This is a genomic window from Thermococcus piezophilus, assembly GCF_001647085.1.
Classification (GTDB): domain Archaea; phylum Methanobacteriota_B; class Thermococci; order Thermococcales; family Thermococcaceae; genus Thermococcus; species Thermococcus piezophilus.
On the sequence record NZ_CP015520.1, the window covers coordinates 1083236 to 1108494 of the forward strand.

Here is a 25259-nt window from a genome sequence, read left to right on the forward strand (position 1 = left end):
AATTAGGGAAACCTAACTTATAAGCCTACCGTTCGATTTTTTCGCCTAGTATCTCCTCGAGCCGCTTAATGCTCTTCTCCAGCTCCTTCTCGAGGTGCTCCAGCTGGCGCTTTAGCTTTCTTATCTCCGACTCCTTTTCCTTAATTAACCTCTCAAGCTCCCAGATTTCCTTTTCCTTCGAGCTGGCATGATCGAGTATTTCATCCTTCCTTTCCTTCAGCTCTCTGAGGAGACGTCTTTCCTCTGCTATTGCCTCAGCCCTCTCCTTGAGGTTCTCAATCAGCCACTGAGCGGTTTTCCTGTGTTTGCCCTCCAATTGCGGGTAAATCCTCTGGAGGAGTGAGATGAACTCGTCGGGCTTTTTCAGGGCGTAGGAGCTGTCCCCCACGAAATTGGAAGCTATCTCCTCGTGGAGCCTCATCCTCTTTATCGGCTTCTGGAGCTTGGAAGCCTTTGATCTTACCTCCAGCTCCTCACTTCTGACTTTCGAGGAGAGCTCTTTGATGCGTTTCTCGAGCTCATCAAGACCATGCTCCCTGTGGAATTCTTCAAGCTCCTTCTTTTTCTCTTCAACTTTTTCTCTGAGCTCGTCCCGTTCTCTCTCGATGAGCTCTATCTTCCTTCTCGTCTCCCTCTCGTTCTCGATAAGCTCCTCTATGTTAAGCTCCCCGAGGCTCTTTTTTGACACCTTTTCGTAATACTTCACATAGTCCTCGTTCAGCTTCTTGAGGAGGCGGTTGATGGCGTAAACGTCCTTTTCGAATATCAGCAGGAGGTACTTTCCGTGCCCCACGTGGAGCTTCGCCAGATCCGGTAGCCTCTTTCCGAGGTCGTCCATTGTCTCGAGGCTCTCGAGGGCACGCCTGAGAGAGATAACGTAGTTCCTTTTCTCTGCCGTGACGATTTTCTTAATCCTGTCCTCGACGTCCTTGGGCACCTCTTTTCTTTCGAGGGCGTCTATTCTCTTCAGAATCTCTCTGACCTTCTTTTTCAGGCGCGTATTGTACTTTTTTTCGACTTTCTTGACTTCTCTCTCCGCATTCTTTCTCTGTTTTTTATATTCCCTAAGTGCTTGCTCCAGCTTCAACTCTCTCCCATCCTCTTACTTTTCCCCTAAGGTAAATTCCAACGAGAACGGCAATCCCAACGTCAATGACGGCCAATATGAGCTTCGTGAAGACCTCTATGTCGGATATCGTCAGTATCGCCATCGCGTATCTCGTCGTCAGGTCAATGGTGACCCACAAGGCCGGCATTATGAGTAGTGTTGAGATGTAGTACCAGATGTGGTAGTCCCTCCTCAAGTAAGCCTGGATAACGCGGCCCATTATCATGACTGAGACTCCGAGGATAAGCGAGGAGTTGAGGGCGTTTAAGTAAATGAGAGTTGCTAGTAGCGATGTGCCTGGCCATCCCCCTATCAGCTCCTTTGAGTACTCCTCCAGGCTTAGATAAGCGTTTATGGCCCCGCCGCTTATAATAAGCAGGCCCGCGATTACCGAAATTACGAATATAAACTGCCTCGCTAGAGTTTCCCTGACGTTGAGCCTAAAGCCCTTTGTGAAGAAGTATCCTCCAATGAAAAGGAGGATCGTCCCGGTGACCGTTGCGGAGACTATCTTGATGCTCTCAGGATACCAAACCGAGATGAGTCTGGAGATGCCGTACAGGAGAAGTATCATTCCGGGTATCCCTAGGACTACCTTGGCCACCTCGGGGTCGCTAAGTATCTCCCTCAAATATTTGTATATGATGTAGTAGGTCGTCTCGATTCCCTCGCTCTGCTTGATGACGACCCTGTGGGAGCTTATTATGGGTACCTTTGAGGTTATAATCGGGAAGATCTGCTCGTCTTCGGCACCATCAGTTACCGTTATGACTCCATCGGCCTGGAACCTTTCAAGAACCTCGTCCAGCTGTCTGCTCAGCTCCAGGTCGCTCTTAACGCCGACTTTGGGGTGGCCGGTTATAAGCGCGACCTCAACTTCCTCGAACTCGTCACCCCCATTGAGCTTGTCATAGAGCTTGACAGCGGCGTAGACAACGTTGGCGTCACTGTCCTCTGGATCGGCCAGGCTGAGCTTTAAGGCCGCATCTATGCAGGCGTCTCTCCCGATGACCGGGCCCTCTACCCCGGCCTTTTGTCCAAAATCGTCATCCCTATCTATCGCCAAAATCAGAGCCTTAATATCAACCACCCCTTGCCTTCTCGAGGACTGATTTCACTTTATCCTCCATGTGAACATGCTTATCCCTTCTGTCATCGATTCTCACCGTTGTTGAAACCCTATCTGCCCCGAGCTTGAACATGAGCTCATGGGCTTCTTCGACTATATCGAAAGCCTCCTTCATGGTCGGAACCTCTATGATAGTTGCCATCGGTGTCAGTTGATACTTAACACCTTTCTTATCTAAAAGCTTTACCACTTCGGCCACGTATCTGCTCAGGCTCTTCTCACCAAGGGGTACTATCACGAATTCCACGATGACCATCTTCGACACCTGGCTAAGTTTAGTTCGGCAATTTTTTAAACTTTGCGGGAAAGATAAATAACCATTCACCCGTAGATAGTTGGGGGTGATGGAATGTACAGGATCAAGGATGAGTGGGGAGAGTTCCTCGTCATGCTAGCGAGGAGGGCTATAGAGGAGTACGTCCGTAACGGCAGAACGATAGAGCCCCCAGAGGGCACGCCGCCCGAGCTCTGGGAAAAGATGGGGGTTTTCGTAACCCTTAACCGTCATAATGTTCCACCTCAAATGTCTCTTAGGGGCTGCATAGGCTTTCCACTGCCGATCTATCCTCTAGTTGAGGCCACGATAAAAGCGGCCATCTACGCTGCCATCGATGACCCGCGCTTTCCGCCTGTGAAGGAGAGCGAGCTGGATGATATTGTCATTGAGGTCAGTGTCCTGACGCCTCCCGAGATTATAGAAGGACCGCCGGAGGAGAGACCGAGGAAGATAAAGGTGGGCCAAGACGGCCTGATAATCGAGAAGGGGATACATTCAGGCCTGCTACTTCCTCAGGTGCCTGTAGAGTGGGGCTGGGACGAGGAGGAGTTTTTAGCTCAGATCTGCTGGAAGGCTGGATTGCCCCCCGACTGCTGGCTCGACGAGGACACCAAAGTCTACCGCTTCACAGCAGAGATATTCGAAGAGGAGTACCCGATGGGCCCGGTAAGAAGGAAGCCACTGGTGTGATTATTTTTTCAATTTCGCAATGAAGAAGCTGTTGCAGTCGTGCCTGTGCGTCCACGCTCTGAAGACTTTCTCCCCTATTTCAAGGAAGCCCCTATCGCCCCAGCTGAAGGGATAGTCGATAAGCTCAAGCTCGACCCGGTTTATCGCGAAGAGAACATTTTCCTCATCCTCGTCAACCCTTATAGAGCACGTCGAATACGTCATCTCGCCGCCGTCTCTCAGGTTCTCATGGGCGTTCCTCAGCATGTTCCTCTGGACGTTTATGATGCGCTTTATCTTCTTCTCGTCGAAGCGCCACTTGACTTCAGGGAACTGCCTGTAGGTTCCCGAGCTTGAACAAGGGGTGTCGAGGATTATTTTATCGAACTTCTCCTTATCCCTGAAGCTCCGGCCGTCCGCGTGGACGAGCTTGACGTTTTTGATTTCGAGCAGTTTCATTTTCTCCTTCATGCGCATGAGCCTGTCGTAGGAATAATCAACCGCCACTATCTCGCCCCGGTTCTCCATCAGCGCCGCCGCGTGAAAGGTTTTGCTCCCTGGCGCTGCTGCCAGGTCAAGAACTCTCTCGCCGGGTTCGGGGGCTAAAACGTGGGCGACGTAAGCTGAGGCTAAATCTTGGATAACGAACTTTCCTTCCTTGTACCAGTCGAGCTTCGTCACCGGAGTTCTGTATTCGAGGACCTTCAGGACGTCCGGAACGGGGGTCAGGGCCGTCTTCACGCCGTTCTCCTCAAGGTAGTCCCTCAGCGAGTCCACGTCGGTCGTAAGGGTGTTTGCTCTGACGTAGTACCTCTGCGGCCTGTTGTTGCTGAGGAGAAGCCTCACCGTCTCATCGTAGTCTAGGATCTCCACAGCGTACTCGACGTACCAGCGGGGGTGGGAGAAGCGGACGGAGAGCCATTCTATCCTGTCCCTCTCCTTGAGTCTCTTAAGTGCCTTCTCGACGTCGAACTTCTCTATCGAGTGCATGAGCGCGTTGACGAACTTGGCACGGGAGAAATCAAAGCGCTCCTTAACGACCCTGATTATCGAGTCCGTGGCCACAGCCGGCGGCACTTTCCTGAAGTGGATTTCGAAGGTTCCTATCCTCAGAAGGTTGGCCAGATAGAGGTCCAGATCTTCCACGCTTGAACCCTTGAGGACGGAGTTGATTATGAAGTCTATCTTCGCCCTCCACTTCTCGATTTCAAAGACGTAGGCGTGGGTCAGTCCCCTCGCCTTCTCGCGGTCTTTACCGGCAACCTTCTTAAAGACTCTCTCAAGGGCGTGCTTTGAGGACAGCTCGCGCTCCTCAACGAGCATCAAAGCATCCGCCACCACTTCCTGAAAGCTCACCCTGTAAAACAGCTCCATGGCCGAGCCTTCGCAGGGAAGTTTAAAAAGGTGGTGGTGCAGTTCTACTTGAAGTCCCAAAACCTTTATTACCTCTAAAGGTGGGGTTAATTGTGGTGGGATGAATGGATCGGAGAAACACTGTAGTTGTGACGGTGTTGGGGATAATCATAATCTTGAGTGTTCATCTTTACGTCCAAAAAAGCGTTTGAACGCCAAGATTGAAGCCCGGCGGGACTGTGATAGGTCCTGGGTTCACCTCGTAACGTTTTCTACGCTGGTTGATGTTCAATTCCACTCCAAGAACGCGCTTGATGCGGTTCACTCAAATTCCACGGACGCGTTTAACCTCTCCACCGTTGAGCTTGAAAGGGACTTTTTAGGCCTCTACAATCACCTCGTTGAGACTGCGATTTACCTTGAACTAGACACGCTTAACGATTCCGTTTTGGAGATGACCAATACAGGGCCGTGTATAGATTTTTAAACGCGTCAATGGCAGATTTCTTGGATGGGACCGCCAACATCTCTGCCGTCCGCGAGGGGTTAAACCTGATTTACAATTTTGCCACAGAGTGGCGAGAGAACGGCAACTATCCCAGCGAAGAGATTTTGAAAGCCAATGCCGAGCTTCAGCAGAAGTGCAGTGCCCTTGTTCCAAAGGTTGTGAATCCTTGATTGTTGGTCTTTTTTTCATTCTCTTTCTGATGAACCTCGATGGCGAAGTTTATTAGTTCTGGATTCAATAATCCAACAGGTGTTGGTTATGATCCTTGATGTCGATTACATCACAGAGGACGGAAAGCCTGTCATCAGGATCTTTAAGAAGGAGAAGGGTGAGTTCAAGATTGAATACGACAGAGACTTCGAGCCTTACATCTATGCACTCCTCAAGGACGATTCTGCCATCGAAGAAGTGAAGAAGATAACGGCGAAGAGACATAACACCGTCGTCAAGGTCAAGCGTGCCGAGAAGGTGAAGAAGAAGTTCCTCGGCCGACCTGTTGAGGTATGGAAGCTCTACTTCGAGCACCCGCAGGATGTCCCGGCCATAAGGGATGAGATAAGGAAGCATCCCGCTGTGGTAGACATCTATGAGTATGACATCCCCTTCGCCAAGCGCTACATCATAGACAGGGGCCTCGTCCCCATGGAGGGCAATGAAGAACTGAAGATGCTCGCCTTTGACATCGAGACGCTCTACCACGAGGGCGAGGAGTTCGGAACCGGGCCCATACTCATGATAAGCTACGCGGATGAGAACGAGGCGAGGGTTATAACCTGGAAAAAGATCGACCTGCCCTATGTTGACGTCGTCTCAACTGAGAAGGAGATGATAAAGCGCTTTTTGAGGGTTGTTAAGGAGAAGGATCCTGATGTTCTCATTACATACAACGGCGACAACTTCGACTTTTCATACCTCAAAAAACGTTGCGAAAAGCTTGGGATAAGCTTCACCCTCGGGCGGGACGGAAGCGAGCCGAGGATACACCGCATGGGCGACCGCTTCGCCGTGGAGGTCAAGGGGAGGATTCACTTTGACCTCTACCCGGTCATAAGGCGCACCATCAACCTGCCGACCTACACCCTTGAGGTCGTTTATGAGGCGGTCTTTGGCAAACCCAAGGAGAAGGTATACGCGGAGGAGATAACCCTTGCCTGGGAGAGCGGCGAGGGGCTTGAGCGCGTTGCGCGCTACTCTATGGAAGATGCAAAGGCAACCTATGAGCTCGGAAGGGAGTTCTTCCCGATGGAGGCCCAGCTTTCGAGGCTGATAGGCCAGAGCCTCTGGGACGTGTCGCGTTCCAGCACGGGCAATCTGGTTGAATGGTTCCTGCTGAGGACGGCCTATGAGAGAAACGAGCTGGTACCGAACAAGCCAGACGACAGGGAACTAGCGAGGAGAAGGAACAGCTACGCTGGCGGCTACGTTAAGGAGCCCGAGCGCGGACTATGGGAGAACATAGCTTATTTGGACTTCAGATGTCACCCTGCTGATACAAAAGTCATTGTAAAAGGACATGGACTCGTTAACATAAGCGAGGTCAGGGAAGGTGACTATGTCCTTGGAATCAACGGGTGGCAACGTGTCAGAAAAGTCTGGGAGTACAATTACAAAGGAGAGTTAATTAACATCAATGGACTCAGGTGCACTCCTAACCACAAGATACCAGTTGTCACTAAAAACGAGAGACAGACAAGGATAAGGGACAGTCTTGCTAAATCCTTTTTGACTCGTAAAGTTAAGGGACGGATAATTACAACCCCTATGTTCGAGAGGATAAGTAACTTTGAATCCACTCAGGTCAGTGAAGATGAAGTTCTGAAGGGAGAACTTGTGGGTATACTGCTTGCAGAGGGGACGTTGCTCAGAAAGGATTTTGACTTGTCACGCACCAAGAGGAGTATATCCCATCAATATCGGGTGGAGATAACGATTGGAAGCGAGGAGAAAGAGTTCCTCGACAGAATTGTCTACATTTTTGAGAAGCTCTTTGGGGTTACTCCTTCAATCACGAGGAAGGGGGGAACGAACGCGGTAAAAATCCAAGTGGCAAAGAAAAGGGTTTATCTTGAAATTGAAAAGCTGATGAACAACGTTGAGAATTTGCATGCTCCCTCAGTTGTTAGGGGTTTCTTTGAGGGTGATGGAACTGTTAACCGCGTTCGCAAGAGTATCGTCATTAGCCAGGGGACAAACAATGGGTGGAAGCTTGAGCTGATTTCAAAGCTCCTCAATAGGCTTGGAATCCCCTACAGTACTTACGAGTACCAATATACAGAGAATAGAAAGCGTCTCACAAGGCACATACTTGAGATAACAGGCAGGGATGGACTAATTCTCTTCCAGGTTCTCGCTGGATTCATTAGCTCTCACAAGAACGAGATGCTTCGGGAAGCTATCCAAAGTATAGAAATGAACAGACTCGAAAACAGCTCTTTTTATGAGCTCAGCGACTTCACCACGAAGAAGGAGTACTATGAGGGCAAGGTTTACGACCTGACTCTTGAGGGTAGCCCCTATTACTTTGCCAACGGAATACTGACCCACAATTCGCTGTACCCCTCTATCATAATCACACACAACGTCTCGCCGGATACTCTCAACAGAGAGGGCTGCAAGGAATATGATGTCGCCCCTAAGGTCGGCCACAAGTTCTGCAAGGATGTTCCCGGGTTCATCCCAAGTCTGCTCGGTGCTCTGCTTGACGAGAGGCAGAAGATAAAAAGGAAGATGAAGGCTACGATAGACCCCCTCGAGAAGAAGCTCCTTGATTACAGGCAACGGGCAATAAAAATCTTAGCGAATAGCATTCTACCCGATGAATGGGTTCCTTTGCTCATTGATGGAAGGCTCAAACTGACGAGAATCGGCGATTTTGTTGATAATGCGATGGATGAGGGGAACCCCCTAAAGAGCAATGAAACCGAGGTTCTCGAAGTTTGGGGAATAAATGCCATTTCTTTCAACAGAAAGACAAAGATATCCGAGGTAAGGCCCGTCAGAGCCCTTATACGGCACCGCTATCGCGGAAAAGTGTACAGAATAAAATTCTCCTCCGGCAGGAAAATCAAGGTCACGGAGGGGCACAGTCTTTTCACAGTCAAAAATGGGGAACTTGTGGAAGTTACCGGCGGGAAAGTAAAACCTGGGGACTTCATATCAGTTCCAAGGATGATTAACCTCCCGGAAAGGCATGAGAGGATAAACCTTGCCGATGTTCTCCTCAACCTTCCTGAGGAGGAAACCGCCGACGTCGTCTTAACTATACCCACCAGGGGGCGCAAGAACTTCTTTAGGGGCATGCTGAGAACCCTCCGCTGGATTTTTGAGGGAGAGAAAAGACCCAGAACGGCCCGAAGATACCTTGAACACCTCCAAAAGCTGGGCTATGTCAGACTCAAAAAATCGGCTACGAAGTTCTTGATGAGAAAGCTTTAAGGAAATACAGGCGCTCTACGAGGTTCTTGCTGAAAAGGTTAGGTACAACGGCAACAAGAGGGAATACCTGGTTGCCTTTAATGACCTCAGGGATAAGATAGAGTTTATGCCTGAGGAAGAGCTTAGGGAGTGGAAGATTGGAACCCTCAACGGCTTTAGGATGGAGCCTTTCATTGAAGTCAACGAAGACCTTGCAAAGCTTCTCGGTTATTACGTTAGTGAGGGTTATGCAGGAAAGCAGAGGAACCAGAAGAACGGGTGGAGCTATTCGGTCAAGCTTTACAACAATGACCAGAAGGTTCTCGATGACATGGAGAGGCTTGCATCGAAATTCTTCGGAAAGGTGAGACGCGGAAAGAACTACGTGGAGATGCCCAAGAAAATGGCCTACGTGCTCTTCAAGAGCCTATGTGGTACACTGGCGGAGAACAAACGAGTTCCTGAGGTCATATTCACCTCCCCCGAAAACGTGCGCTGGGCCTTTTTAGAGGGGTACTTCATAGGGGACGGCGACCTCCATCCGAGCAAGAGGGTTAGGCTTTCCACAAAAAGCGAGACCTTAGTCAACGGTTTGATAATCCTCCTCAACTCCCTTGGCATCTCGGCCGTTAAGATAATGTTTGAGAGCGGGGTGTACAGAGTTCTAGTTAACGAAGAACTATCGTTCCTTGGCAACAGCAAGAAGAAGAACGCCTATTACTTTCACGTAATTCCAAAGGAGATACTCGAAGACGTCTTCGAAAAGAGGTTTCAGAAAAACGTGAGCCCCAAAAAGCTTAGAGAGAAGATTAAGAGGAGCGAACTTAACCAGGAGAAGGCCAAGAGAATTTCCTGGCTTCTCGAGGGAGACATTGTGCTTGACAGAGTTGAAGAAGTCGAAGTTGAGGACTACAACGGCTACGTCTACGATCTAAGCGTTGAGGAGAATGAAAACTTCCTGGCAGGATTTGGAATGATATACGCTCACAACAGCTATTACGGGTACTACGGCTATCCCAGGGCAAGGTGGTACTGCAAGGAGTGCGCTGAGAGCGTTACCGCCTGGGGCAGGGAATACATTGAGATGACGATAAGGGAAATTGAGGAGAAATATGGCTTTAAAGTGCTGTATGCGGACAGCGTCACCGGGGACACTGAGATAATCATACGGCGGAAGGGGCGTGTTGAGTTCGTCAGAATCGAGGATCTATTTGAAAGGGTTGATTACAGAATAGGTGAGAAAGAGTACTGTACCCTTGATGGAGTTGAAGCCCTGACCCTTGACAACAGGGGGAAACTAGTCTGGAAGAAGGTTCCCCACGTCATGAGGCACAAAACTGATAAGAAGGTTTATCGCGTTTGGCTTACCAATAGCTGGCACTTGGAAGTTACCGAGGACCACTCCCTTATCGGCTACATCAACACCTCCAAGGTAAAGCCGAACAGACCGTTAAAGGAGCGGTTTGTTGAGGTTAAACCGGAAGAACTCGGAAAGTCAGTGAAGTCCCTCATAACGCCGAGAAAGGCCTTAGCCAAGAGCGTAAAACCAAACCCGGTTGCGGTTAAGTTCTGGGAGCTGGTGGGGCTTCTCGTCGGTGATGGCAACTGGGGTGGTTCTTCAAACTGGGCCAGATACTATGTTGGTCTCGCCTGTGGCAACGACCGGGACGAAATAGCCTGGAAAGTCCTCGAACCACTGAAAGAGATGGGAGTAATCTCGAACTACTACGACAAGAGTAGGAAAGGCGACCTCTCGATACTCTCAAAAGGACTGGCGCGGTTCATGGTTAGGTACTTTAAGGATGAGAATGGGGAGAAGAGGATTCCTGGCTTTATGTTCAACATCCCGCGCGAGTACATTGAGGCTTTTCTTAGGGGTCTGTTTACGGCCGACGGAACGGTCAGCCTGAGGCGCGGCGTTCCAGAGATAAGGTTGACCTCCGTCAACGGGGTCCTCTTAGAGGACGTTAGAAAGCTCCTCTGGCTCGTAGGGGTTTCGAACTCGATGTTCAGGAAAAGCAATCCAAACAGGTACAACGGAAAGGTCAGCGGCACATACTCAAAGCATATCCGCATCAAGGACAAGAAGGCCTTCGCCGAGAGGATAGGCTTCATCCTAGAAAGGAAGCAGAGGAAGCTCGTCGAAAATCTCAAGGAATCTATGATGAAAAAGAGGGTCTTCAAGTATGACTTTGACCTCGTGCAGATTAAGAAAGTTGATGAGATACCCCACAATGGCTACGTCTACGACATAGAGGTCGAGGACACCCACAGGTTCTTTGCCAATGGAATACTCGTCCACAACACGGACGGCTTTTATGCGACAATACCAGGAGCGGACGCTGAAACTGTCAAAAAGAAGGCTAAAGAGTTTCTTAAATACATAAACGCCAAGCTGCCCGGCCTCCTGGAGCTTGAGTACGAGGGCTTCTACAAGCGCGGCTTCTTCGTCACCAAAAAGAAGTACGCCGTTATCGACGAGGAGGGCAAGATAGTAACTCGCGGGCTGGAGATAGTCAGGCGTGACTGGAGTGATATAGCTAAAGAAACGCAGGCTAGGGTTCTTGAGGCTCTCCTGAAGGACGGTAATGTCGAGAAGGCCGTTAAGATAGTCAAGGAGATAACCGAAAAGCTGAGCAAGTACGAAATCCCGCCGGAGAAGCTCGTCATCCACGAGCAGATAACGCGCGAGCTGAAGGACTACAAGGCGACTGGCCCGCACGTGGCGATTGCCAAGCGCCTCACCGCGAGGGGAATAAAAGTCCGCCCCGGCACGATAATAAGCTACATCGTGCTTAAAGGCTCTGGAAGGATAGGCGACAGGGCCATACCCTTCGACGAGTTCGACCCAGCAAAGCACAAGTACGACGCTGACTACTACATCGAGAACCAGGTTCTCCCGGCTGTGATGAGGATTTTGGAGGCGTTCGGCTACCGTAAGGAGGACCTGAGGTATCAGAAGACAAAGCAGGTCGGCCTTGGGGCGTGGTTGAAGCCGAAGAAATGAGTTCTGGGATTCGTGTTTCCTGTCTATTATTTCAACCGAATGGCCCTTTCTTCCTTTGCCCTGTTTCTCCGGCTCTTTGACTTCCATGATGTTTCATTGTATCAATCCAAATGTGTTGATTTGGTGGATAAGACTGTTAAAAAGCCAATTTAACCTCCCAACTCCTCCAGCACCTCCAGGATTTTCTCAACGCTCGGCACATCAAAGCCCCTCTCATGGATTCTCTTCATTTCCTCTGCCTCGGGATTAATCCAGACCGCCCACATTCCAGCGCTCAGCGCGCCTTTGAAGTCCTCCGTGTAGGTATCTCCTACGTGTATCGCTTCACTCGGCTCAACTCCGAAGGCCCTAAGGGGCTTTTCGAACATCTCGGGCATTGGCTTGTAAGCGAAGACCTCGTCCGCAAAGAAGGTCTTGTCCACGAACTTCATCAGCCCGAAGCGCTCAAGCAGAAGCCTTGTGTAAGAGCCCGGCCAGAACATCACGTTGCCCGTAACGGTGACCTTCAGGCCCTTCCTCTTGACGCCCTCAAGCGCCTCCTTTGCCCCCGGCAGAACGATTTCATCACCGACCTTAAGAACCGCCCTCGCGGCTGCCCTCCTTACGACCTCGACCTCTGTTCCGAGGAGCTCCGCCAAAAGTTCCTGGCTCTCCTCTAGGGTCCTCTGAGGATCACCTGCCGTTTCTGCCCTCATGCGCTTTATCCTCCCCCTTGTGAACATCATGCCTTCCACCACGTCGAGTATGCATACTCCCATGAGCTTGGACAGCTCAGCGGCCATAGCATCGAGCATGACGTTGAGGTCTAGGAGGGTGTTCCAGACATCGAATGAGGCGAGCTTCATGCGTATCACCGGAGTGAGTTGGGGGAGGGGGAATAAAAATTCAACGGTCCTTGCCCGAGAGGGTGAAAAGCCCTTCCATAAGCCCCGCCTCTCTCAGGACGGCCTTGATGTTTCTGAAGCGGGAGCGCATGACAAAGAGCTCGTAAAAGCCTTCTAGGTTGCCCCAGTGTCCGTAGGCCGAGAGGGCCAGATACATGATCTCTTTGGGCTTTAGCGTCCTTCCCAGGCTCTCGTTTAAGGTTCTTAATGCCGGTCTGATTCTCTCCAGAAGTCCCTCCCGCGCTATGAGGTGGAGCATTAAATCTTCAACGGTGGGCTTCTTCCACTCGATTAGCTCGTCCTCGAAGGGAAGGCCTATGATTAGGGGAATCACCTCTGTCTTCCCAACCCTAAAACCTGTGGCTGTTTTTTCTGGATAGAACAGAGAGAGCTTCCCGGTTATCGAGGCCATTGCACTCTCTCTGTTGTCATCAACATCTATGGCGACTCCTATTTTGTCAACACTGAATTCAAAGACTTCCATCGCTCTGATAAAGTTGCCCAGGTTTCGGATGACTCCCGAGTTGCCCTCGCTCGGAATCACTGCCAAAAAGCCATTTTCGTTTCTCAACAGCTCGAAGTTCTCGCGCTTGAAGACCCTCTCAATGAATTTTAGATTCGCTGGAACTTCTCTGCTCTCTTTGAACTCGTAGAGCTTCTTAAAAACGGCCTTGAAGAACTTCGCGTCGGTTTTGCCCTCGACGAAAAGGACGCTCGCCAGGGATGGTCCTCCGGTAAAGCCACCCCGGAGATCGAATTCGAGGTATTTTCTCAGTTCGTAGGCCTCCCTTGTGGTTAGGGTCTTTCCAGTGTCTGAGTAAATAAGGAAATGTCTCTCGCTCTTGAACCTGCTGAGTATCAGGTCTATGAGCTCGAGGCTCGCTGTTACCACCGTCTCATCGCCTGTGAGCGATCCAACGATCTCAACGAGCTCCCTTCTATTCTTTCCATACTCCTGGAAAATCAGTGCGTTCTCATCTGCAAAGGCCTCAAATCTCTTTCCAGTGATAATCCTCATTCACTTCACCATATCAACAGTTATCGCTCCGATGACTGCAAAGGTGCTTATAAGTATGGTCGCGTTGAGGTACTGCTCCGTCGTAAAGTTGGCTATGCCGTTGATGCCGTAGAGGTATATCAGCCCGGCGGAAATCAGATACGCTATCAGGGTCACCGTGAGAAGTCTTTTTGGGACGTGGAAGAGCTCTTCTTTTTGAGGTTGCCTATCCGGGACTTCGCAATGAAGAGATACGCAATGGTCAGGGTCATGATGAGGATCACCAAGGAGCGCTCCACGGATATGTCCTTGGCGATTTCCCAAAGTTCGCCGGTGAAGAGGAATGGAAGGGCGAAGGTTACCGCTCCGATGATCTCCTGGGCTATGTCGTCCCACCCGAGCCTGTCGGGTGCCTTCTTTTCTTCGATCTCCCTGTGGAGCTCCTCAAGGCTGGCGTATATCTCGTCGAGCTTATTTTCCATTTCCTTTCCCCTTTCGCCCGTTGGTAAGTGCTCAGGTCGGGGTTTCATCATCCCATCAGCATTGGATTCACTCATCATCGCAGGAGGATTCTTCTCGGGAAAAGTTATAAACCTTGAGATTCACTTTAATTCGGTGACGAACAATGAAAAAGGCTTTAGCAATGTTTGTGAGCCTTGCGATTCTGAGCTCACTTTTCATGCCAGTTCAGGGAGCCGTTGCGGGCATTAACTCCGCTAACTCCATAATAGTTCTTCCCACAACCAAGATAGTGAACGGTGTGCCGCTCCACATCGGTGAAGATGCGATAACCGGCTCGAGGCTTGGGGCTTTTCTGGTTCTCAATGGCATATCTCATGGAACTTACACCGCCACCGTTTCTGTTCCGGTTGAGTATCACAGTGTGATAATTCCCGATAACAACCAGACATACAAGCTCAATCCCATTGACATGCCTGACGTTGGGATAAACGTCAGTGACCAGCCGGTTGGTCATGCGGTTGTCGTTCAGGTCAACTTCTCTCGGGTTAGTTTCAACTCTACCAAGGGGATGGTGGAGTTCCTCGACAGGAGCATCGAAATAATATTCAACGAGAACACCACCCCCCTTAACATTGGAGGGGACTACAAGGTTGTCCCAACGACTGTGGACGGCAGGGACACTATGTACTTCTACTTTTACACAGAGGCCGATTCGGAATCCAAGGGCTTTGGAGATTCTATCATCGTTGGGGGATGGAAGATAAAAATGCTGGATATAAATCTCGACGTTTCCAAGATGCTCATCGAACTGACCTACCCCAGCGGCCTCATCAAGACCAAAACGATGACTAAGGACAAGTACTACGTTATGTATGTCGATGCCAACGGTGCGGAGGATTTCGAGGAGTACGATACCTATCCATCGGCCAGAATAAACGAGCTTCTCGAAGCTGGGGCGAGGAACGTCTTCCTCTTCACCCCGACGGACTTCTTCGTGGGGATAAACAACGTGCAGATGGTTACCTATGACTACTGGTACTACGAGAAGGTCAAGCAGTACTCGGATGGCGATGTCTATAATGGACAGTGGGTGTGGGATATAGACCCGGCCAATGGGCTCTACACCCTGTACCTCCACGTGAACGAGAGCCTCGCGAGCTTCCCGAGGGTCTTTATTGGAGAGGGAGATTCTATAAAGCTACCCACTGAGTGGGGTCTTGAACTAACTGCTGTTTTCACGAGGGATGAGAACGGCGCCATAACCGGAGTTGAAGGCTACCGCTTCGTCCGCGTTGCCACAGTTACCCGGACGATCTCAATAACCGCCCCAAAGGTTGAAGCGACTGGGAACGTCTACGACTTCATCATCGAGGACACCGACCTTACAAGCCTGCCATCTGACAAGAACGTCATCATCATCGGTGGATGGGTTAGCAACAAGGCTTGGATTTTACTCGAGGATGTCTACGGTAAGGCGGTTATTGACGCCATCAAGGCCGAAGTGGAGCAGAACGGGTACGTGATAAAGGAGATGGACAATTCGGAGAATCCTCAGTACAAGGTGATAATACTCGCCGGAAGGACCTATGAGGAAACTAAACTTGCTGTGGAAAAGTTCATGGGAGAAAATTAACATCTTATTTTATCCAGTTTCTCTAATTTTACCATCCTTTATTTGAGCCCGGAAATTTTCATATTTTTGATTTAAACGCTGAGTAATGCTTCTTTTAATTAATAAGTTTTTTGGTAGTGTGGGGTAAGTTTATATACTCAAACCTTTATCTAAACGTTCATGTCGCTGCAGAATTACAGAGGCTTTAGCAGGGACGCTTGGCTGCTCGTCGCGTATTCGTTCATATCTTGGTTGGGTGGCAACATAGCATGGTTCATATTCCCCTTCTACCTCAAATCGCTCGGTTTCAATTACGCTGGCATAGGTATCATCTTCTCGCTCTCGACGCTGGCCCAGGCGAGCGTTCTACTGTTTTCGGGGCCACTGGGGACGAGAATAGGATATAAGAATGCCGTTCTCCTTGGTGTCTCACTAATGTTCCTAGGGAGAGCCTTTCAGGTTTTCTACCCGACGATTGCAATGCTCACGTTAGGTGGAGTACTCATAGGAATCGGCCTCGCCTTTGAGAGCCCCTCCTACATGGCCCTGCTGAGCGGTGAGGTGAGCGATGAAAAGAGGCACTATCTCTTCAGCCTTTCCTCCGCGATGGGAACCATTGGTTCCGCAGTCGGTCTCCTCTTAGCCGGCTTCCTGTCAAGGTACATGAGTTATCGAGAGGTCTTTGCCCTCGTGCTCTTTATAATCCCTATAAGGTTCCTGCTCGTGCTCTTCGTAAAGTCCGTGTTGGCGAACACCGAGAAGAGGCTCGACCTCAACAGGAGACTGCTCCTTAAAATCGGCCGCTTTGCATTGCCAAGTGCCCTCATCGGCCTCGGTGCAGGTGTTACCATCCCATACATGGGTCTCTATTTCAACCAGCGCTTTGGCACTAGCTTGGAAAGCATCGGCTGGCTCTTTGCCCTCCAGCAGTTCATAATGGGCATTGGAATGTTCGTCCTTCCAATGATAGCCGACAGGCTCGGCAGCGTTAAGACCATAGTTTCCTTCAACGGGAGCGCCAGCTTCCTGATAGCGGTCATGCCCTTCTCCTCAACCTTCCTCATAGCGGCGGTCATCTACACGGTGAGGACAATCCTCATGAACATAGTCAATCCGATATGGAACTCCTTCATGATGGGCTTCTTCTCCAAGGAGGAGCGCTCAACGGTGATGGCACTCAACAACCTCTCTTGGACGGCAACCTTCGGGCTGGGGCAGTATATCGGCGGTATGATCCTCGACTTCTCCCTCACCTGGCCGTTCCTGATAACGGCCCTCCTCTACGCACTCTCCATGGCGGTCTTCTGGGGGTTATTTCATGGGGCAGAGACAAAAGATTATAAGTCTCCATCGGCCTAAGTGGGACGTAGTGAGAAAACTTCTGGAGAGTGCGGGCCATGGTCGTTAGAGACTGTCCCGAGTGTCACGGAACGGGTAAAGTCAAGGTCGGCGAGAAGGAGTGTGAGGTGTGCAACGGCTGGGGCTACGTTCCGGCTGATTTTAAGCTCGACAAGCAGCTCAAAGGCTACAGGAATTTGGATTACCTCGGTGTTGATGATGAGGTTGATGAGATTCCCTGTCCAGAGTGTCACGGTAAGGGCGTCGTTCCCGTCTACGACACCTGCCCTACCTGTGGCGGAACTGGAAGGGTTCTCGCCTGCGACATCTGCGGAAAAGTTAAGGGGCCTTGGGAGCCTGGCATGGAAACTACCTGGGTCTGTCCAGACTGTATGCGGAAGTACAAGGTCGTCTACATCCTCGATAAGACCTGCGACTACGAGGATGTTGAGGTCGGCAACATCTATAAGGGAACCATTGACAGAGTAGAGCGCTTCGGAGTCTTTGTCAAGCTTAACCCCCATGTAACGGGCCTCATCAAGAGGAAAGACCTTCTTGGCAGCAGGGATTACGTTCCGGGTCAGGAGATACTCGTTCAGGTTCTCGATGTGAGGCCTGACAAGCGCGAGGTCGACCTCATAGAGTCGACCCTCAAGCACTACAAGGAGGTCGTCGTTAGAAAAGAGCTTCCGGTTACGCCGATTGGTGAACTCAAGAATGACATGGCCGGGAAAACCGTGAGGATACGCGGTAGGGTCACTCAGATACAGGTCACCGGCGGCCCTACGGTCTTCACTATAACCGACGGAACGGGCATAACATGGGCGGCCGCCTTTGAGGCACCGGGCGTTAGGGCCTATCCTAACATAAACGTCGGCGACATCATTGAGATAATCGGAAAGATAGCCTTCCACTCCGGCGAGATACAGGTAGAAGTCAGCGACATGGCCCGCCTCTGGGGTCCGGAGGCGGCTGCAGTAAAGAAGAAAATCGAGGAGGAGCTCGACAGGAAGGCCCAGCCCGAGGACGTTGGCTTCCTCGTGGAGAGCGAGGTTCTGGAGAAGCTCAAGCCGAAGATAATGAAGGCCGCCTTCATGATAAGGCGTGCCATCTACGAGGGCAGGCCGATACTGCTGAGGCACCACGCGGATGCGGACGGCTATACCTCTGGTCTGGCGCTCGAATATGCAATAGTCCCGCTCATCGAGGAAGTTTCCCCGGACCCCGGCGCGAGGTGGAAGCTCTTCAAGCGCAGACCGAGCAGGGCGCCCTTCTACGAGCTTGAGGATGCCCTCAAGGACATAATCTTCATGGTCGAGGACCACGAGAAGTTCGGCGATCCATTACCGCTCGTCGTCATAGTAGACAACGGCGGAACCAGTGAGGACATTCCTGCCTACAAGCGCATCAGGGCCTACGGCGTTCCGATAGTCGTCATCGACCACCACGACCCGAGGGAATGGGTAAGCGAGGACAAAGCCGCCGTCGATGAGTACGTCGACGTCCACGTCAACCCCCACCACATCAAGCGCGGCTACTACGAACTAACCGCCGGAATGCTGGCAACTGAAGTGGCCCGCTACATAAACCCGGCAGTGGAGGACAAGATAAAGCATCTGCCAGCCATAGCCGGAACCGGCGACAGGAGTAACGCACCAGAGTTCTACCAGTACCTTGAGATCGCCAAGAAGGCGAAGGGTCTAACCGAGGAGGACCTCAAGAAGATAGCCGAGGTTATAGACCACGAGGCCTACTTCTGGAAGTTCATGGACGGGCACGGCATAATCGACGAGATACTCCTCCTGACGGGCAACCTGCAGAGGCACAGAATGCTTATCGACGCAATTTATCCAGAGGTCAGGGAGAAGCAGGAGAAGGCCCTTAGAGCTTCACTGCCGCACGTCAAGAGCGTCGTCCTGCCGAACGGCATAAGGTTCAACACCATAGACATAGAGCTCTACGCACCGAAGTTCAGCTACCCGAGCCCCGGCAAGCTGAGTGGCCTGATCCACGACCACTTCAAGGAGAAGTACGGCGAAGACAGCCCGATATTAACCTTAGCCTACGGCCCGGACTTCGCGGTGGTGAGGGCTTCAGACGGCATGGCGGCATACAAATTCGACCTCAACGAGATAATACCCAAGCTCCAGGAGGCACTCCCGAGCGCTGGCATCGAGGGTGGCGGCCACAGCTACGCCGGCTCAATAAAGTTCTTCGAGGGTATGCGCAAGGAAGTGCTTGAGGAGTTCGCCAAGCAGGTGCTCAAGCTGAAGAAGAGCTCGTGACACTTTTCCCAACCTTTTTAAAGGTGGAAGCTGAAGGTTTTTATGGTACAAGTTTTTGGAGGAGTCCGAATGAAGGTTAAGGTTGAGGTTACTTTTAGAATGGGCGGTGTTTCTTACCGCGGCCACAGATGGGAGGATGACGTTCTCGTCTTCGAGTTCGAGAGGCTGGGGGATGCCTTTATCCAGGTTCTAAGCAAAAGGGTTGTGGAGGAGGAAGTTGAGCGCGAGCCCGCTAAGGTCCTCGTGGAGCTCCGCACAAAGGAAGGGGGCAAGATCTTTGGGACCGTTGAGAGGAACGGGGCTTACTACGCGGAGGAACCGTGAGCCTTAGGTTTTTATACTTCCGATCGAACTCCCTACGGTGGTGCCCATGTACATGGCGGAGTTCAAGCTTCGCTTTGGGGATAGGAAATGGCACGTCAGGAGGATAATCGAGGCTAACTCACTTGAAGAGGCCGAGGAGATGGCCGAGCGCTACGCCAAGGCCATGAACAAAGGTGAAGTCCTCTGGGAGCTGAGCTACGTTATAGAGGCTGAGAGGCCGCTCCTCATAGGAAAGGAAGAGCTTGAGAAGCTCGGTGCCTAATTCCCTTTTTCTTCTCTGGGCGTCACGATTCGTAAAAATAAGAAAGAGAAGTCATTCCCTTACGAAAACCATCAGTCCCATCGCCAGCATGTTCATCAGCGCCGCGAAGGTGAATGAGTAGGTCAGTGAATAACTCTGCCAGAGCCAGCCCGCTATGACAGACGCTGGGAAGACGAAAACTCCGAAGACGGTGTGGTATGCTCCTATTACCGTTCCCTTCTCGAATTCCTTCGCTAAGTCAGCCATGTAGGCCCTCGGAATAGTGTCCTCGATGGCTATGTAGAGGCCGTAGAGAACGAAGGCCGCTATGAGCGTGTATGGGTCCTTGGCGTAGGCAAAAGTGAGGGAAGTGAGTGCTGCCAGGCCAAAGCCAATGGTTATCATCTTCTTCTTTCCGAATGTGTCCGAGTAAGTCCCGATGGGATAGGCTGATAGGGCGTAGATTAGGTTGAAAAGCGCGTAAAAGCCCAGTCCCTGAACGACTGAGAAGCCGAGCTCTTTCGCCTTCCAGAGGGTGAAGGCGTAGCTGTACCTCCCGAGCGCGCCAATGGCAACCACGAGCAGGAAAAGGCGCAGGTTCTTAGATTTGAGAGCCGAGATGCCCTTTACCTTCTTTACCTCGCCACCTTTGTCTTTGACCAGCAGTATGACGATGACGACTCCAATTAAGCCTGGAATAGCTGAGAGCAGGAAGAGATAACGGTAGGCGGTTTCCGCGGGCAGGCTTTTGAGTAGCTCCAAAATCGCTATCGCCGTGAGCGGTCCGGCCACCGCTCCAAGGGTGTCCATCATCCTATGGAAGCCGAAGGACTTGCCCGTCTTTCCCTTCTCGCTTGATTCAGCTATAAGCGCGTCCCTCGGGGCGGTTCTTATTCCTTTGCCCACCCTGTCGAGAATCCTTAGGGTTACAAAGTCCCACCACGAGTGGACGAATGCAAGGGCCCCCTTGGTGATAGTGGAAAACAGGTAGCCGAAGGCCACGAAGAGCTTCCTTTTTCTAAAGCGGTCGCTGAAGTAGCCGAAGAGCACTTTAAACAGCGAGCTCAGGCTTTCGATGAGGCCCATTATCGAACCGCTCGCGGCCTTTCCTATTCCGAGCACGTCAGTTAGATAAGTGGGCACAACTGGGGCTATCATCTCGCTGCTCATGTCGTTGAGGAAGCTGACTATTCCGAGCAGGAAGACGTTCCAGCTCACTCCCAGAATTTTCTGTTCTTTCTTCTCCATTCCTCATTCCTCCAGCAGCTCCCTGCAGAGCTCTCTAACCCTTGCCTTACCTTCCTCCAGTGCTTTTCTTCCAGGATCGGTTATCTCGTAGATTCTGACGCGCCTCCCTTCCCTGATCTCCCAGCGGCTCTTTAAGAGTCCACTTTTTTCCATGCTGTGCAGGAGTGGGTATATTGTCCCTGGGCTGACGTGGTAGTCGTGTCTTTTGAGTTCCTCCATCATAAAGGTGCCCGTGATGGGCTCCCTCCCTGCGTGGTGGAGGACGTGCAGAGTTAGGAAGTCGCGGTACTTCATATCGAACACCGATATCGAAATCCGATATTGGGATTTAAAAAATTTTGGTCACTCGAGGACGTGCTTCTCAAGGACGTAGCAGTGGAAGGCTCCTTCAAAGACCTTCTCGTTCTTCCCGTTGAACACTTCGGCTTTCACGAGCTTCTTTCTACCCAGGTCTTCCTCAACCTTCGCCTTTGCGAGTAGTCTTTCGCCTGCCTTGACCGGCTTGAGGAACTTTACCTCTGCCTTTCCAAGGACGACGGTCGGCTCGTTCACCACCAACATAGCAGCATAATCGGCAAGCCCGAAGGTGAAGCCGCCGTGAACGAGGCCGTACTCGTCGACGGCCATCTCTTCCGTCGTCTCAAGAACCACCTCAGCGTAGCCGTCTTCAATCTTCATGGGCTTTCCAACGAGCCTTTCAGAGGTTAGCCTGTGAGTTCTCTGCTCCATAACTATCACCGCTTTTTCTACTCTTTAAGAGCTTAAACCACTATCGGCCGAAAGGCCCAGATGCAAAGGTTTATTTATTCCGCCACCCTAAAAACGTTAGGTGGTCGTGTGCACCCTCTGAAAAGTGCGATAACATACAAAGGCTCTACTGAGTTCACGAGGAGTGAGCTGGTTGGAATACTCGCCTTCAAGCTCAGATTAATGGACGTCAAGTCGGCCAAAGAGCTGATTGAAAGGTCGATCGAGAGCGGTCTCCTCGTGGAAAAAGACGGAATTCTGGTCATCAATGAGGCCCTGCTCGAGAGCGAGGAGGAGAGCGAGGATCTCTTCAATGCCCTGGTGGAGTACATCGCCCGTTCCCTTGGCTGGGACGAGAATGATGTCCTTGAGGGGATAAAAGCTATGCGCGAGCGCTACGGCGACCTCGACGAGAGGCTTTTAGCTTATCTCTTTGGTCTCGACAAGGGCGTTGACATGTCGAAGTTTAAGGATAGACTTGAGGTCTGAATGGACGGGGTCGCACAATAAACGGTTTTAACCTTTCTCCCCAATTTCGTTATGGTGATTGGAGATGCCCGAGGAGGCGCTTATCGTTGTGGACATGCAGAGGGATTTCATGCCCGGTGGGACACTGCCAGTCCCAGATGGGGATAAAATTATCTCCAAGTGCAACGGGTACATCAAGAATTTCAAGAAGCGCGGGGCTCTGATAGTTGCCACCCGCGACTGGCACCCTAAGAACCATATCAGCTTCAAGGCACAGGGTGGGCCGTGGCCGAGGCACTGCGTTCAGGACACTCCGGGAGCAGAGTTTGTCGTTGAGCTGCCTCAGGATGCGGTGATAATCTCAAAGGCAACCGAGCCAGACAAGGAAGCCTATTCTGGCTTCGAGGGGACGAATCTGGCAGAAATTCTGAGGGAGAATGGGGTAAAGAGTGTCTACGTCTGCGGCGTCGCAACTGAGTACTGCGTTAAAGCTACCGCCTTGGATGCCGTCAAGAACGGCTTTGAGACTTACCTGCTCCTCGACGCGGTTAAGGGAATTAAGCCTGAAGACGAGGAGCTGGCTCTGAAGGAGCTTGAGAAAGCTGGCGTGAAGCTCCTTCCCTCTTTATGAGTCTTTTCCACTCTTTTAGGAGCGTCAGCAGGAGGTTCAGCACTATAGGCCCTATTATGAGGCCCTTGATTCCCATCGCCCACGTTCCGCCCACCATCCCGATGAAGACCAGCGTCTCGTCGAGGTCTGCGTTCTTCGCCACGAGGCGCGGCCTTATGGTGTAGTCTGGCAGCGGCGATACTAAGGCTGCCCCATAGATGGAGATGCCAACTGCGTGGAGGTACATGCCCTCCTTGACGAAGTAGGCTGCAGCTATCAGCCATATCATCCAGCCCTCGAAGAGTGGCACAAAGCTGAAGAAGAACGTTAGAAAGCCGGCAACTATGGCAGTGTACATGTCAGAGACGCGGAAGATTATGAAGCCGAGCGTCATGAGTACGCCTTTCACAACGTTGAGCAGGAGCCACGCCCTGACCAGCGCGCTCAGGGTTCTGCTCACGCTCTCCAGTATCTCCTCACCCAGGCGTCTGTTTTTTTCTGGCAGGGAAAGCTTGATCTGCTCCCTTATACTCGTTGAGTTGGCCAGCGCGTAGTAGAACACGAACAGGAACGTAACCAGCTGAAGGATGTACGTGGGAAGTGAGAACGCCCGTGTTGATAGGTATTCAGAGAGCTTCGGTACGAACTGCTCGGAAAAGCTCTGGATGAAGTCCGAAACCCCAGTCGGAAGGGGCTGGGTCATGAGCCAGTTGAAGAAGTCCACGACGTTGTAGTAGAAGGAAGATGCCACTTGGGCGGAAATCATTATCAGGTCGGCCGTTATGACTCCACCGAGGCCCACCATTCCAATCGTCAGAAGGAGGGCTGATCTAGCCTCTCCGAACCTTGGGATGAGCCTCCTGTGGATCGGATAAACTGCATAGGCTAAGACAAGGCCAAAGAATATAGGCGTGAGTAGAGGGCTGACTGCCCTCCATGAGGTGTACAGTATGAGGAGGATTGTCACGGTCCAGGCGGCTACTTCGGTTCGCATTTTCCTCGACATATTTATTAGGGCTATCCTTATAAACTATACGCGGTGTGGAAAATGGAAGAGGAGCTCATTGAGAAGGCCCTGTCTTATATAAGCCGTGCAGAGTACTATCTGAAGGAGAGGCGCTTTGATATGGCCTATAACTCCTACATGGATGCCCTCTACACCATCGGGGCATACCTCGTTTACCGCGACACAGGTCTGCTCCTGCCGGCGAGGGAGCTTATGGGAATGCTCGAGAGCAGACATCCGGAGGTCTATGATGTCATAAAGCGATACTCCGAAATAACCCTTTTTGACGAAGATACGGTAAGTGCTTTAAGGGATGACCTTGAAAGGCTTCGTGGGATGATGAGTTTGCCGAGTTCTGAGGAGTGATGAGCTTCAGATGCTGACCCTCGATGAAATCACCACCTCTTCCTTCTTTATGAAGCAGGTCTCCTCTTGTATTATGCTCTTTAGGGTTTTGGCCATACCCATGTTGGCGTGGAGCGTTATTATCAGCATTCCCCTCTTCTGCATGTCCCCTGTGCGGGGTATGTGATGATGCTTATCGTTCTTTCATCTTCGAAAAGTCTAACATCCGCGCGGCCACTTTTAGGAAGAAGGCCTCACTCTTTTCCTCCCGCCATACACCAACTATCTACACAGTGTCCTTATGGTAGAACAGGTTCAGGAACGGTAGCGGCTCTTTGAGGGGCGTTAGATGGTGGATTTCTGCCCCTCTATAGAGGACCACCATTCTCCTCGCGGTTCCGATGTATGTGGAGCCGCAGAGGCTGTCGATATAGCGCCCCAAAGCTTCATAAACTATGTCGGTCGATTCACTCACCACAACCACCTAATCTTATTTAGCGTCTCGCCATATATTGGAACTTACCGGTGATGGGTATGAGGATAGTGGCTGCCGACACTGGCGGAGCAGTGCTCGATGAGAAATACAATCCGGTGGGGCTTATAGCAACCGCCGCTGTGCTCGTCGAGAAGCCCTACAGAACCGCAACGCTGAGCATCGTTAAGTACGCCAACCCGTTCAACTACGACCTCGGCGGGAGGCAGGCGATAAGGGACGAGGCCTTACTGGCGGTGAAGCTCACCAGAAAGGTCAAGCCCGACGTTGTTCACCTGGACTCAACGCTCGGAGGAATCGAGATTAGGAAGCTCGACGACGTGACCATCGATGCCCTCAGGATTTCAGACAGGGGAAAGGCGGTCTGGCACGAGCTCAGGAAGGACCTCCAGCCTTTAGCGAGACGTTTCTGGGAGGACACTGGGATAGAGATACTTGCGGTTGGTAAGGAGAGCGTTTCGGTTAGGATAGCGGAGATCTTCTCGGGCCTCTACTCAGCCAAGTGGGCGCTGGAATACGCGAGGGAGAACGGAAAAGCTATCGTTGGCCTGCCGAGATACATGAAGGTCGAAATTCGCCCTGGGAAGATCTACGGTGAGAGCCTAGACCCAAGGGAGGGTGGCCTCTACGGTGAAATCGAGGCAGAAACTGAAGGCATTGCCTGGGAGCTCTACCCCAACCCGCTCGTGAGAACCTTTATGGTGCTCGAGGTGTGGAAGGAGTAGAGAAGAAAA

28 protein-coding genes are annotated in these 25259 nt (G+C 51.4%); 14 read left to right on the forward strand and 14 right to left on the reverse strand.

Going from position 1 to position 25259, the window contains the following annotated elements:
* Positions 1–25 precede the first annotated feature (25 nt).
* From A7C91_RS05890 to A7C91_RS05900, 3 genes are read right to left on the reverse strand one after another with little or no spacing between them, the layout of a single operon-like run.
* Positions 26–1087 carry a V-type ATP synthase subunit I domain-containing protein gene (locus A7C91_RS05890; RefSeq protein ID WP_068665744.1) on the reverse strand — a complete coding sequence of 354 codons (1062 nt, stop codon included), beginning with the start codon at positions 1085–1087 and terminating at the stop codon, positions 26–28.
* Positions 1065–2198 (reverse strand): DUF373 family protein, encoded by a 1134-nt coding sequence (locus A7C91_RS05895; RefSeq protein ID WP_199919986.1) that lies wholly within the window; start codon positions 2196–2198, stop codon positions 1065–1067. Before A7C91_RS05895 ends, A7C91_RS05890 begins: the two co-directional genes overlap by 23 nt.
* A complete protein-coding gene (locus A7C91_RS05900) occupies positions 2191–2493 on the reverse strand; it encodes an MTH1187 family thiamine-binding protein (protein ID WP_068665746.1) in 303 nt (100 codons plus the stop codon). Before A7C91_RS05900 ends, A7C91_RS05895 begins: the two co-directional genes overlap by 8 nt.
* A gap of 93 nt (positions 2494–2586) precedes the next feature.
* On the opposite strand from A7C91_RS05900, the gene A7C91_RS05905 reads away from it, so the two are divergent.
* The gene (locus A7C91_RS05905) at positions 2587–3204 is read left to right on the forward strand and encodes a TIGR00296 family protein (RefSeq protein ID WP_068665748.1); all 618 of its coding nucleotides are present in this window, start codon (positions 2587–2589) and stop codon (positions 3202–3204) included.
* On the opposite strand, the gene A7C91_RS05910 is transcribed toward A7C91_RS05905, so the two are convergent.
* Entirely contained in the window at positions 3205–4557 is a 1353-nt protein-coding gene (locus tag A7C91_RS05910; RefSeq protein ID WP_068665753.1) for an RsmB/NOP family class I SAM-dependent RNA methyltransferase, read from the reverse strand. It abuts the gene before it with no gap.
* Between the two features lie 100 nt (positions 4558–4657).
* Here A7C91_RS05910 and A7C91_RS05915 point away from each other — a divergent pair, with 100 nt between their 5' ends.
* The 4 genes from A7C91_RS05915 to A7C91_RS12365 all read left to right on the forward strand — a co-directional run bounded on the left by A7C91_RS05915 (position 4658) and on the right by A7C91_RS12365 (position 11465).
* Positions 4658–5023: a hypothetical protein gene (locus tag A7C91_RS05915; protein WP_234394314.1), complete on the forward strand. Its 366-nt coding sequence runs from the start codon at positions 4658–4660 to the stop codon at positions 5021–5023.
* A gap of 8 nt (positions 5024–5031) precedes the next feature.
* Complete coding sequence (locus tag A7C91_RS11790; RefSeq protein ID WP_234394315.1) at positions 5032–5214, forward strand: hypothetical protein; 183 nt, start codon at positions 5032–5034, stop codon at positions 5212–5214.
* Positions 5215–5302: 88 nt separating this feature from the next.
* Positions 5303–8479: a 3'-5' exonuclease gene (locus tag A7C91_RS12360; protein ID WP_324609464.1), complete on the forward strand. Its 3177-nt coding sequence runs from the start codon at positions 5303–5305 to the stop codon at positions 8477–8479.
* A gap of 4 nt (positions 8480–8483) precedes the next feature.
* Positions 8484–11465 carry a DNA polymerase domain-containing protein gene (locus A7C91_RS12365; RefSeq protein ID WP_324609534.1) on the forward strand — a complete coding sequence of 994 codons (2982 nt, stop codon included), beginning with the start codon at positions 8484–8486 and terminating at the stop codon, positions 11463–11465.
* A 149-nt stretch (positions 11466–11614) separates the two neighbouring features.
* Here A7C91_RS12365 and A7C91_RS05930 read toward each other — a convergent pair whose 3' ends face one another.
* From A7C91_RS05930 to A7C91_RS05940, 4 genes are read right to left on the reverse strand one after another with little or no spacing between them, the layout of a single operon-like run.
* On the reverse strand, positions 11615–12310 hold the full coding sequence (locus A7C91_RS05930; protein ID WP_068665755.1) for an HAD family hydrolase: 696 nt from the start codon (positions 12308–12310) through the stop codon (positions 11615–11617).
* A gap of 40 nt (positions 12311–12350) precedes the next feature.
* Entirely contained in the window at positions 12351–13367 is a 1017-nt protein-coding gene (locus A7C91_RS05935; protein ID WP_068665757.1) for a DUF3226 domain-containing protein, read from the reverse strand.
* Positions 13368–13523 (reverse strand): hypothetical protein, encoded by a 156-nt coding sequence (locus tag A7C91_RS12370; protein ID WP_324609465.1) that lies wholly within the window; start codon positions 13521–13523, stop codon positions 13368–13370.
* Positions 13520–13906: a DUF2391 family protein gene (locus A7C91_RS05940; RefSeq protein WP_324609466.1), complete on the reverse strand. Its 387-nt coding sequence runs from the start codon at positions 13904–13906 to the stop codon at positions 13520–13522. Before A7C91_RS05940 ends, A7C91_RS12370 begins: the two co-directional genes overlap by 4 nt.
* Positions 13907–13971: 65 nt before the next feature.
* On the opposite strand from A7C91_RS05940, the gene A7C91_RS05945 reads away from it, so the two are divergent.
* The 5 genes from A7C91_RS05945 (at position 13972) to A7C91_RS05965 (ending at position 19629) form a co-directional block, all read left to right on the forward strand.
* Entirely contained in the window at positions 13972–15441 is a 1470-nt protein-coding gene (locus tag A7C91_RS05945) for an S-layer protein (protein WP_068665759.1), read from the forward strand.
* Between the two features lie 159 nt (positions 15442–15600).
* Complete coding sequence (locus A7C91_RS05950; protein WP_068665760.1) at positions 15601–16779, forward strand: MFS transporter; 1179 nt, start codon at positions 15601–15603, stop codon at positions 16777–16779.
* 38 nt (positions 16780–16817) lie between these two features.
* Positions 16818–19043 (forward strand): DHH family phosphoesterase, encoded by a 2226-nt coding sequence (locus A7C91_RS05955; protein ID WP_068665762.1) that lies wholly within the window; start codon positions 16818–16820, stop codon positions 19041–19043.
* Between the two features lie 69 nt (positions 19044–19112).
* Positions 19113–19367 (forward strand): hypothetical protein, encoded by a 255-nt coding sequence (locus A7C91_RS05960; RefSeq protein WP_068665763.1) that lies wholly within the window; start codon positions 19113–19115, stop codon positions 19365–19367.
* Between the two features lie 46 nt (positions 19368–19413).
* Positions 19414–19629 carry a hypothetical protein gene (locus tag A7C91_RS05965; protein WP_068665765.1) on the forward strand — a complete coding sequence of 72 codons (216 nt, stop codon included), beginning with the start codon at positions 19414–19416 and terminating at the stop codon, positions 19627–19629.
* Between the two features lie 51 nt (positions 19630–19680).
* Here A7C91_RS05965 and A7C91_RS05970 read toward each other — a convergent pair whose 3' ends face one another.
* Genes A7C91_RS05970 through A7C91_RS05980 form a run of 3 tightly spaced genes read right to left on the reverse strand, consistent with a single transcriptional unit; the run spans position 19681 to position 21585 of the window.
* Positions 19681–20856 (reverse strand): MFS transporter, encoded by a 1176-nt coding sequence (locus A7C91_RS05970; protein ID WP_068665766.1) that lies wholly within the window; start codon positions 20854–20856, stop codon positions 19681–19683.
* Positions 20857–20859: 3 nt separating this feature from the next.
* Entirely contained in the window at positions 20860–21150 is a 291-nt protein-coding gene (locus tag A7C91_RS05975) for a PadR family transcriptional regulator (protein ID WP_068665767.1), read from the reverse strand.
* 48 nt (positions 21151–21198) lie between these two features.
* A complete protein-coding gene (locus A7C91_RS05980) occupies positions 21199–21585 on the reverse strand; it encodes a hotdog fold thioesterase (protein WP_068665768.1) in 387 nt (128 codons plus the stop codon).
* Between the two features lie 108 nt (positions 21586–21693).
* Between A7C91_RS05980 and A7C91_RS05985 the strand changes: the two genes are divergently transcribed.
* Together A7C91_RS05985 and A7C91_RS05990 are read left to right on the forward strand one after the other, a co-directional pair.
* A complete protein-coding gene (locus tag A7C91_RS05985) occupies positions 21694–22092 on the forward strand; it encodes a DUF2240 family protein (protein WP_068665769.1) in 399 nt (132 codons plus the stop codon).
* A 64-nt stretch (positions 22093–22156) separates the two neighbouring features.
* Entirely contained in the window at positions 22157–22702 is a 546-nt protein-coding gene (locus A7C91_RS05990) for a nicotinamidase (protein WP_068665771.1), read from the forward strand.
* Here the strand turns inward: A7C91_RS05990 and A7C91_RS05995 are convergent.
* Complete coding sequence (locus tag A7C91_RS05995) at positions 22629–23675, reverse strand: AI-2E family transporter (RefSeq protein ID WP_068665773.1); 1047 nt, start codon at positions 23673–23675, stop codon at positions 22629–22631. The genes A7C91_RS05990 and A7C91_RS05995 overlap by 74 nt on opposite strands.
* A 54-nt stretch (positions 23676–23729) precedes the next feature.
* Between A7C91_RS05995 and A7C91_RS06000 the strand changes: the two genes are divergently transcribed.
* On the forward strand, positions 23730–24053 hold the full coding sequence (locus A7C91_RS06000) for a hypothetical protein (RefSeq protein ID WP_068665775.1): 324 nt from the start codon (positions 23730–23732) through the stop codon (positions 24051–24053).
* 6 nt (positions 24054–24059) lie between these two features.
* Here A7C91_RS06000 and A7C91_RS11180 read toward each other — a convergent pair whose 3' ends face one another.
* On the reverse strand, positions 24060–24197 hold the full coding sequence (locus A7C91_RS11180) for a hypothetical protein (RefSeq protein WP_199919988.1): 138 nt from the start codon (positions 24195–24197) through the stop codon (positions 24060–24062).
* A 121-nt stretch (positions 24198–24318) separates the two neighbouring features.
* Positions 24319–24507 carry a hypothetical protein gene (locus A7C91_RS06005; RefSeq protein WP_068665777.1) on the reverse strand — a complete coding sequence of 63 codons (189 nt, stop codon included), beginning with the start codon at positions 24505–24507 and terminating at the stop codon, positions 24319–24321.
* A 59-nt stretch (positions 24508–24566) separates the two neighbouring features.
* Here A7C91_RS06005 and A7C91_RS06010 point away from each other — a divergent pair, with 59 nt between their 5' ends.
* Entirely contained in the window at positions 24567–25250 is a 684-nt protein-coding gene (locus A7C91_RS06010; protein ID WP_068665779.1) for a DUF4152 family protein, read from the forward strand.
* The last annotated feature ends 9 nt before the right edge of the window (positions 25251–25259 follow it).

Coding starts and splice junctions, on each gene's coding strand:
- A7C91_RS05900 (WP_068665746.1), bottom strand. CDS start 2,493: ATGGTCATCGTGGAATTCGTGATAGTACCCCTTGGTGAGAAGAGCCTG.
- A7C91_RS05905 (WP_068665748.1), top strand. CDS start 2,587: ATGTACAGGATCAAGGATGAGTGGGGAGAGTTCCTCGTCATGCTAGCG.
- A7C91_RS05910 (WP_068665753.1), bottom strand. CDS start 4,557: ATGGAGCTGTTTTACAGGGTGAGCTTTCAGGAAGTGGTGGCGGATGCT.
- A7C91_RS05915 (WP_234394314.1), top strand. CDS start 4,658: ATGAATGGATCGGAGAAACACTGTAGTTGTGACGGTGTTGGGGATAAT.
- A7C91_RS11790 (WP_234394315.1), top strand. CDS start 5,032: ATGGCAGATTTCTTGGATGGGACCGCCAACATCTCTGCCGTCCGCGAG.
- A7C91_RS12360 (WP_324609464.1), top strand. CDS start 5,303: ATGATCCTTGATGTCGATTACATCACAGAGGACGGAAAGCCTGTCATC.
- A7C91_RS05930 (WP_068665755.1), bottom strand. CDS start 12,310: ATGAAGCTCGCCTCATTCGATGTCTGGAACACCCTCCTAGACCTCAAC.
- A7C91_RS05935 (WP_068665757.1), bottom strand. CDS start 13,367: ATGAGGATTATCACTGGAAAGAGATTTGAGGCCTTTGCAGATGAGAAC.
- A7C91_RS05940 (WP_324609466.1), bottom strand. CDS start 13,906: ATGATGAGTGAATCCAATGCTGATGGGATGATGAAACCCCGACCTGAG.
- A7C91_RS05945 (WP_068665759.1), top strand. CDS start 13,972: ATGAAAAAGGCTTTAGCAATGTTTGTGAGCCTTGCGATTCTGAGCTCA.
- A7C91_RS05950 (WP_068665760.1), top strand. CDS start 15,601: ATGTCGCTGCAGAATTACAGAGGCTTTAGCAGGGACGCTTGGCTGCTC.
- A7C91_RS05955 (WP_068665762.1), top strand. CDS start 16,818: ATGGTCGTTAGAGACTGTCCCGAGTGTCACGGAACGGGTAAAGTCAAG.
- A7C91_RS05960 (WP_068665763.1), top strand. CDS start 19,113: ATGAAGGTTAAGGTTGAGGTTACTTTTAGAATGGGCGGTGTTTCTTAC.
- A7C91_RS05965 (WP_068665765.1), top strand. CDS start 19,414: ATGTACATGGCGGAGTTCAAGCTTCGCTTTGGGGATAGGAAATGGCAC.
- A7C91_RS05970 (WP_068665766.1), bottom strand. CDS start 20,856: ATGGAGAAGAAAGAACAGAAAATTCTGGGAGTGAGCTGGAACGTCTTC.
- A7C91_RS05975 (WP_068665767.1), bottom strand. CDS start 21,150: ATGAAGTACCGCGACTTCCTAACTCTGCACGTCCTCCACCACGCAGGG.
- A7C91_RS05980 (WP_068665768.1), bottom strand. CDS start 21,585: ATGGAGCAGAGAACTCACAGGCTAACCTCTGAAAGGCTCGTTGGAAAG.
- A7C91_RS05990 (WP_068665771.1), top strand. CDS start 22,157: ATGCCCGAGGAGGCGCTTATCGTTGTGGACATGCAGAGGGATTTCATG.
- A7C91_RS05995 (WP_068665773.1), bottom strand. CDS start 23,675: ATGCGAACCGAAGTAGCCGCCTGGACCGTGACAATCCTCCTCATACTG.
- A7C91_RS06000 (WP_068665775.1), top strand. CDS start 23,730: ATGGAAGAGGAGCTCATTGAGAAGGCCCTGTCTTATATAAGCCGTGCA.
- A7C91_RS11180 (WP_199919988.1), bottom strand. CDS start 24,197: ATGCAGAAGAGGGGAATGCTGATAATAACGCTCCACGCCAACATGGGT.
- A7C91_RS06010 (WP_068665779.1), top strand. CDS start 24,567: ATGAGGATAGTGGCTGCCGACACTGGCGGAGCAGTGCTCGATGAGAAA.